This window comes from Microcystis sp. M49636_WE2, assembly GCF_030065375.1.
Classification (GTDB): Bacteria; Cyanobacteriota; Cyanobacteriia; order Cyanobacteriales; family Microcystaceae; genus Microcystis; species Microcystis aeruginosa_C.
On the sequence record NZ_JASJFG010000766.1, the window covers coordinates 1 to 5,273 of the forward strand.

Below are 5,273 nucleotides of genomic sequence, written 5' to 3' on the forward strand. Positions count from 1 at the left end.
CTGATTTACAAATTGAAGACATTCGTGCTTGTCTGCAATATGCTATCGCTTTAGTAGCGGCTGAAGACATTAAACTCGTGTCGGCTTAATAATGAAATTTCTTCTCGATCAAGACGTTTACGCAATCACTGCGAGATTTCTGATTGATGCCGGACATGATGTGGTTCTTGTTGCTCAGCTTGGTCTATCACAAGCTAGTGATGAAGAAATACTTAGGACATCTCAGCAAGAAAATCGTATCCTCGTCACACGAGATAGGGATTACGGGAATCTTGTTTTTGTCAGAGCAGTTGGAACTGGAGTTATTTACCTTCGGGTATTACCCACGACAGTTAATGCAGTTCATGGGGAATTAGCGCGAATCATCAAAAATTACTCCGAAGTGGAACTAGCAGGAGCATTTATAGTCGTAGAACCGGATGGTCATAGGTTTAGAAAGCCGTTGCTTTATTAAGTCAGGTGCAACGTTGTGTTATGCCCCGATCGCTTTGGCAATCACTTAATCTTGACGATCGATATGATGTAGGGGGTTTTAGCGTCAGCCTAACGCAGGAATTTTGAACATTAGATAAGGTGCGTTACATTTCATTAACACACCCTACAAGAGCGGCGATCATACTCCCCGTTAACGCTCCTTGCGCCTATCTGTTTTGGCTCTGATTGCGTCCTTGTTCCCCGCTTCAGCCTCTAGATTTCCGAGTCCAGTCACTGGGGGCAGGTCGGGAGTCACTGTGTCCCTTACAGGGTAGGTCTTTCACCTACATCCTTTTTGTCAGTTATGCTGTTTTATCAGCACTCTAGGCTATTTATTCCCCTAGAAACGAATCGCACCGTTACACTTCGTTAACGCACCCTACAAGAGCGGCGTGCTGCTACGCAGTGCCTTCGGCATCACACTGGTTCTAGAACATAAAATGTTAATATTTGAATGAAACAACCAAATAGTTATCGAGCAATGATTATGGTTAAACCACAAGCTGAATCCAGCCGTAAAGTACTTCTCTATCCTGGTGAGGATAGTTACTTTGTTGTCGAAGTTCCTAGTTTGCCAGGATGTATTAGCCAGGGAAAAACTCGTGAGGAGGCTCTAGCCAATATTGAAGAGGCAATCGCTCTGTATATCGAAGTTTTACAGGATCGGGGTGAACCTGTTCCCAATGATACGGTTGAGGTCATTCTGGTATGAGTAAATTACGTGTTATCTCAGGCGCAGAATGTGTAAAAGCACTTGAGCAAATAGGCTTTGCCGTAGAGCGTCAGCGTGGAAGTCACATGATTTTAGTACGTGAAGCTCCCAAAACAACAGTCTCGGTACCAGATCATAAAGAACTAGATCGAGGTACTTTACGCGCAATTATTCGGCAAGTCGGCTTGAGCGTTGACGAATTTGTTGAGCTTTTATAAAGCACTTTACTATGGGATTACACTCCCACAGATAATTCAGAATTTTCCGGTTCTAGAGCAACCCATAAAATTGTCGGCATAAACCTGCAAAATATCATCGGTACGTTACACTTCGTTAACGCACCCCACAAGATCGCACTGAAACAGTCCAGTAGGGTGTGTTAGCGTTAGCGTAACGCACGAATTTTGAACATTAGATAAGGTGCGTTACATTTCATTAACGCACCCTACAAGATCGGCGATCGCACTTTCGGACTTAACAGAGAGTATCGATACGGTCGGTGTGCAACGGGCTTGTTAGACATGGCAATGGTATAAATTTAGCACTAATCAATTTCGTTCTGCATGTCTAGTTCTTCACAAATTTGGTTCCATCGCTTACTTAGAGATGGATTTAACTTCTGAAAGTCATTTGTTGAGAGCAGTATCCCTGCGGTAGATTTTGCTGCTTCATAGGTCGCGAAAGCATTAAGCACATTTGCGGTGGCACAAGGAGAATCCTGTCCTAATTTATGCAGAAAATGGGAATAAAGTTCGTCATACGTCCGCTCATGACGAAATCGAAGAATTTCAAGTTTTAGCCATTCAGAAAGAATTTCACCAGAGAAAACTAACTGTGTAATCCATGTAAGCAGTTCAAGATTGTCATGGCGGAGAGAAAAAGCAATAAGCCAAGCTAGAAGATATCCAAAAATAATGATTCGCTTCCGCCCCAGCATTCTTGACGCAATTTCCTTGCTAAAGAGGGCATTTTCCATAGTATTTGCCCCAAGGCGTTGCACTGACGGAGAAAAAGAATTGTTGTAGTAGAGAGATGTATGATCGTGGGAGAGAGGTATTCCAAATGAGTTGGAAAGCAGTTGCTTTCTTCTCATTAATTCTGCTCGCGGTACTAGGTATAAGCTCGATACTTGAGAAATACTAAAGTATGCCAAGACCAAAACAAGGAAAAATGCTTGGATAATATCTGCTGTTGCCTTTCCGAGAATTGAAGCTGAGTATGGCATAGCGAACGACAAGGCTGCAATGCCCCAGAAAAGCAATGCGCTAATCATCCCAAGTTTCTCGATTGGAGCATAATATTGGGAGACCTCATCAACTCTTTCTAAGCCTTTATTATTCATAGAGATGGTACGATTTTTTTGATTTCTGACTCCGCACTAGCAGGCATATTATTGTTCTCATACTCTTTAGCTTTTCTTGCATGTTGCTTGGCACTATTAACTTTATCTTTGATGGATTGAGCAGTATCATATGAGCAATCAAATCCTGACCAGAACTCGTAAAAGTAGTCTTTAAGAGCCGAGCATCCCCAAAATGATCGATTAACAATATATTGTTCTATTGAAAATGAGGTGAAGGGGTACCCCTTTTGTGTATTCCAATATTTTATCAATCTAACCAATGGCTTGATTTGATAGTTATTGCTCTTATTCTTATCTTGAAGTAATTGATTAGTTCCGGAGGGATCTGTACTCGTCCATTCAAGCCAAGATGATGCTGGTGAGGGAATCTGATAACTATAGTTGTAAATTGCTGGAACAAGCTCAAAATTGATGTGATTCAAAGATAAGACAATTGTTGGATGTGATTGGTAAATTTCTGATTTAGAGTACTTTAGCTCTACAAAACGCCTAAGACGGTCAAGATAAGTTTGTGGCTTTTTCTGGCCGTCAGATGTACTAAACACAACCATGTAATCTATGTCAGAATATTTGTCTGCTTTACGTGGAAGAATAGTACCACGAGTACTTGAACCGAATTGAAAGTGACCTGTCACCGTACTGCCAAAGTATGAAGTCAGCCTAGATGAAAGTGTGTTGATAGAGGTAGAAATACTCGACTTTTCCAATTCAGATAGAACTAGAGTGCTTGCTAAATCTGTTAGGTGAGAGTTTACAGACATGATTCTTTAGTCTTGAGATTACTTAGCCGACCTTTCGGTAAGCATAACCAGCTTTCTTAATGTGCTGATCAAAATACGATCCGTGTGAGCTAGCTGTCATCAAGCCTGAATGAACCGATGACGGAACACCTGAATATTGGTAAATGCCACCATGAAGAAATTCAACTTCTAGTGTTTGAGTATTTGGGTCGTATCCGACCGATGCAAGATTTGATGAAGATACTGGCACCCTATTCATTTATATCCCTTTGTTTATTTGTCTGTCTAACTATATATTATGCGGAAATTTTCCGTATATCACGCCAAATACACATTTTTTAAAGAATCTTTCTGTATATTACGCTCAAATGGAGCGATCGCGAGAAGTTTTCCGTACAATATTACGATAAGCGTGTTATGCCGATTAGCGTACTCTGTGATGAACCCTCCCCCACTGATTTGTTCAAAGTTTTCTCGTTGTGCGACTGTCAGATGAACTTTATCTCGCCTACATCTTCCCATGATTGATGTCCTCAGTTGAGCCTATCTATTGCCCTATTTTAGCTGTGTCAGTCCACTACCAGATCGGCTACCTAAAATTTCAGCTATCTGTAATGAAATTTCATCTATCTGTAACCCTACAGGCCAAAATAGTTTAAAAATCCGTCGATAATTTCTAGGATAGAAGTAAAGACCATCCTTGCCTACTTTTTCTATGATCCTAGCCGCCGAAACTGGACTAAAAACCGCTACTCTAGACGTAAAAGGCATGAAATGCGCCGGCTGTGTGAGTGCCGTAGAAAGACAACTCAGCCAAAATCAAGGGGTAAAATCGGCCCAAGTTAACCTAATCACGGAAATTGCCGTGATTGAATACCAACCAGATGCGATCGCACCAGAGCAGTTAGCCGCAAAATTAACCGCGATTGGATTCCCCACCCAACCGCGCAGCTCATCGACTCCCCTTTCTCAACAAAATCAACGGCTGCAAAACCAACAAAAAGAACGGCAACAACAATTATACCGATTAGCGATCGCTTGTTGTTTACTGGTTTTTTCCCTGATTGGTCACTTACACCACATCGGGGGACCAGAAATCCCCATCTTTCAAAGTATTGCTTTTCACTGGACTTTAGCCACCCTAGCCATTTTATTCCCCGGCCGCGATATTTTCATCGATGGTTGGCGCGGATTACGGCACGGGATGCCAAATATGAACACTCTCGTTAGTTTAGGCACAGGTAGCGCCTATATAGCCAGTTGTTTGGCTCTTATCTTCCCTAATCTCGGTTTAGAGTGCTTTTTCGATGAACCAGTCATGCTGTTAGGTTTTATTCTCCTCGGACGGACTCTAGAAGCGCATTCCCGTCATCGCGCAGCCGCAGACTTAGAAGCGCTTACCTCCCTACAACCGGCAGTGGCTCACCTGATTGGTAGTACAGATGACCGTGTGGGCGTGGCGATTCCAGTGGAACAGCTGCGCGTCGGGGAATGGGTGCGCGTCTTACCCGGGGAAAAAATTCCCGTGGATGGGGAGATTATTCAGGGAAGAACCACGGTAGATGAAGCTTTGTTAACGGGGGAATCGCTGCCGGTGGTTAAGGAAATGGGAGAGCTAGTCATTGCTGGCAGTTTCAATCTCTCTGGTGCGATTGCGGTGCAAACTCGTCAGGTGGGGACCGATACCACCCTAGCTAAGATTATCGCAGCCGTGGAATCAGCCCAAACTCGCAAGGCCCCGGTGCAGAAGATAGCGGACCGGGTAGCGGGTTATTTTGCCTACGGAGTGATGATAATTGCCCTAATTGTGCTGCTCTTTTGGTATTTTTGGGGAACTAGGCTCTTTCCAGAGGTGTTAGGGTCAACCACAGGACACCACGAGATGATTCAACCCACTTCTCCCCTACTTTTGTCCCTAAAATTAGCGATTTCTGTGCTTGTGGTCGCTTGTCCCTGCGCTCTCGGTTTAGCCACACCGACGGCC

7 protein-coding genes are annotated in these 5,273 nt (G+C 43.4%); 4 read left to right on the forward strand and 3 right to left on the reverse strand.

The features are described 5' to 3' along the window. The first annotated feature begins 91 nt into the window (after positions 1-91). The 3 genes from PX484_RS17540 to PX484_RS17550 all read left to right on the forward strand — a co-directional run bounded on the left by PX484_RS17540 (position 92) and on the right by PX484_RS17550 (position 1,404). Positions 92-454: a DUF5615 family PIN-like protein gene (locus tag PX484_RS17540; protein WP_002803120.1), complete on the forward strand. Its 363-nt coding sequence runs from the start codon at positions 92-94 to the stop codon at positions 452-454. A gap of 507 nt (positions 455-961) precedes the next feature. Continuing rightward, positions 962-1,186, forward strand: coding sequence for a type II toxin-antitoxin system HicB family antitoxin (locus PX484_RS17545; RefSeq protein WP_002779120.1), 225 nt, complete (start codon positions 962-964; stop codon positions 1,184-1,186). Next, positions 1,183-1,404, forward strand: a complete 222-nt coding sequence (locus tag PX484_RS17550; RefSeq protein WP_008195914.1) for a type II toxin-antitoxin system HicA family toxin — start codon at positions 1,183-1,185, stop codon at positions 1,402-1,404. The genes PX484_RS17545 and PX484_RS17550 overlap by 4 nt, the downstream gene beginning before the upstream one ends. Positions 1,405-1,730: 326 nt before the next feature. On the opposite strand, the gene PX484_RS17555 is transcribed toward PX484_RS17550, so the two are convergent. Genes PX484_RS17555 through PX484_RS25830 form a run of 3 tightly spaced genes read right to left on the reverse strand, consistent with a single transcriptional unit; the run spans position 1,731 to position 3,548 of the window. Beyond that, positions 1,731-2,528, reverse strand: coding sequence for a hypothetical protein (locus PX484_RS17555; RefSeq protein WP_193977875.1), 798 nt, complete (start codon positions 2,526-2,528; stop codon positions 1,731-1,733). Beyond that, positions 2,525-3,310, reverse strand: a complete 786-nt coding sequence (locus tag PX484_RS17560) for an SMODS domain-containing nucleotidyltransferase (protein ID WP_287765883.1) — start codon at positions 3,308-3,310, stop codon at positions 2,525-2,527. The genes PX484_RS17555 and PX484_RS17560 overlap by 4 nt, the downstream gene beginning before the upstream one ends. A gap of 22 nt (positions 3,311-3,332) precedes the next feature. Beyond that, positions 3,333-3,548, reverse strand: a complete 216-nt coding sequence (locus tag PX484_RS25830) for a KTSC domain-containing protein (protein ID WP_193977879.1) — start codon at positions 3,546-3,548, stop codon at positions 3,333-3,335. A gap of 456 nt (positions 3,549-4,004) precedes the next feature. On the opposite strand from PX484_RS25830, the gene PX484_RS17565 reads away from it, so the two are divergent. Continuing rightward, positions 4,005-5,273: heavy metal translocating P-type ATPase (locus PX484_RS17565; RefSeq protein WP_288104944.1), on the forward strand; the 1,269-nt coding region annotated here is incomplete at its 3' end.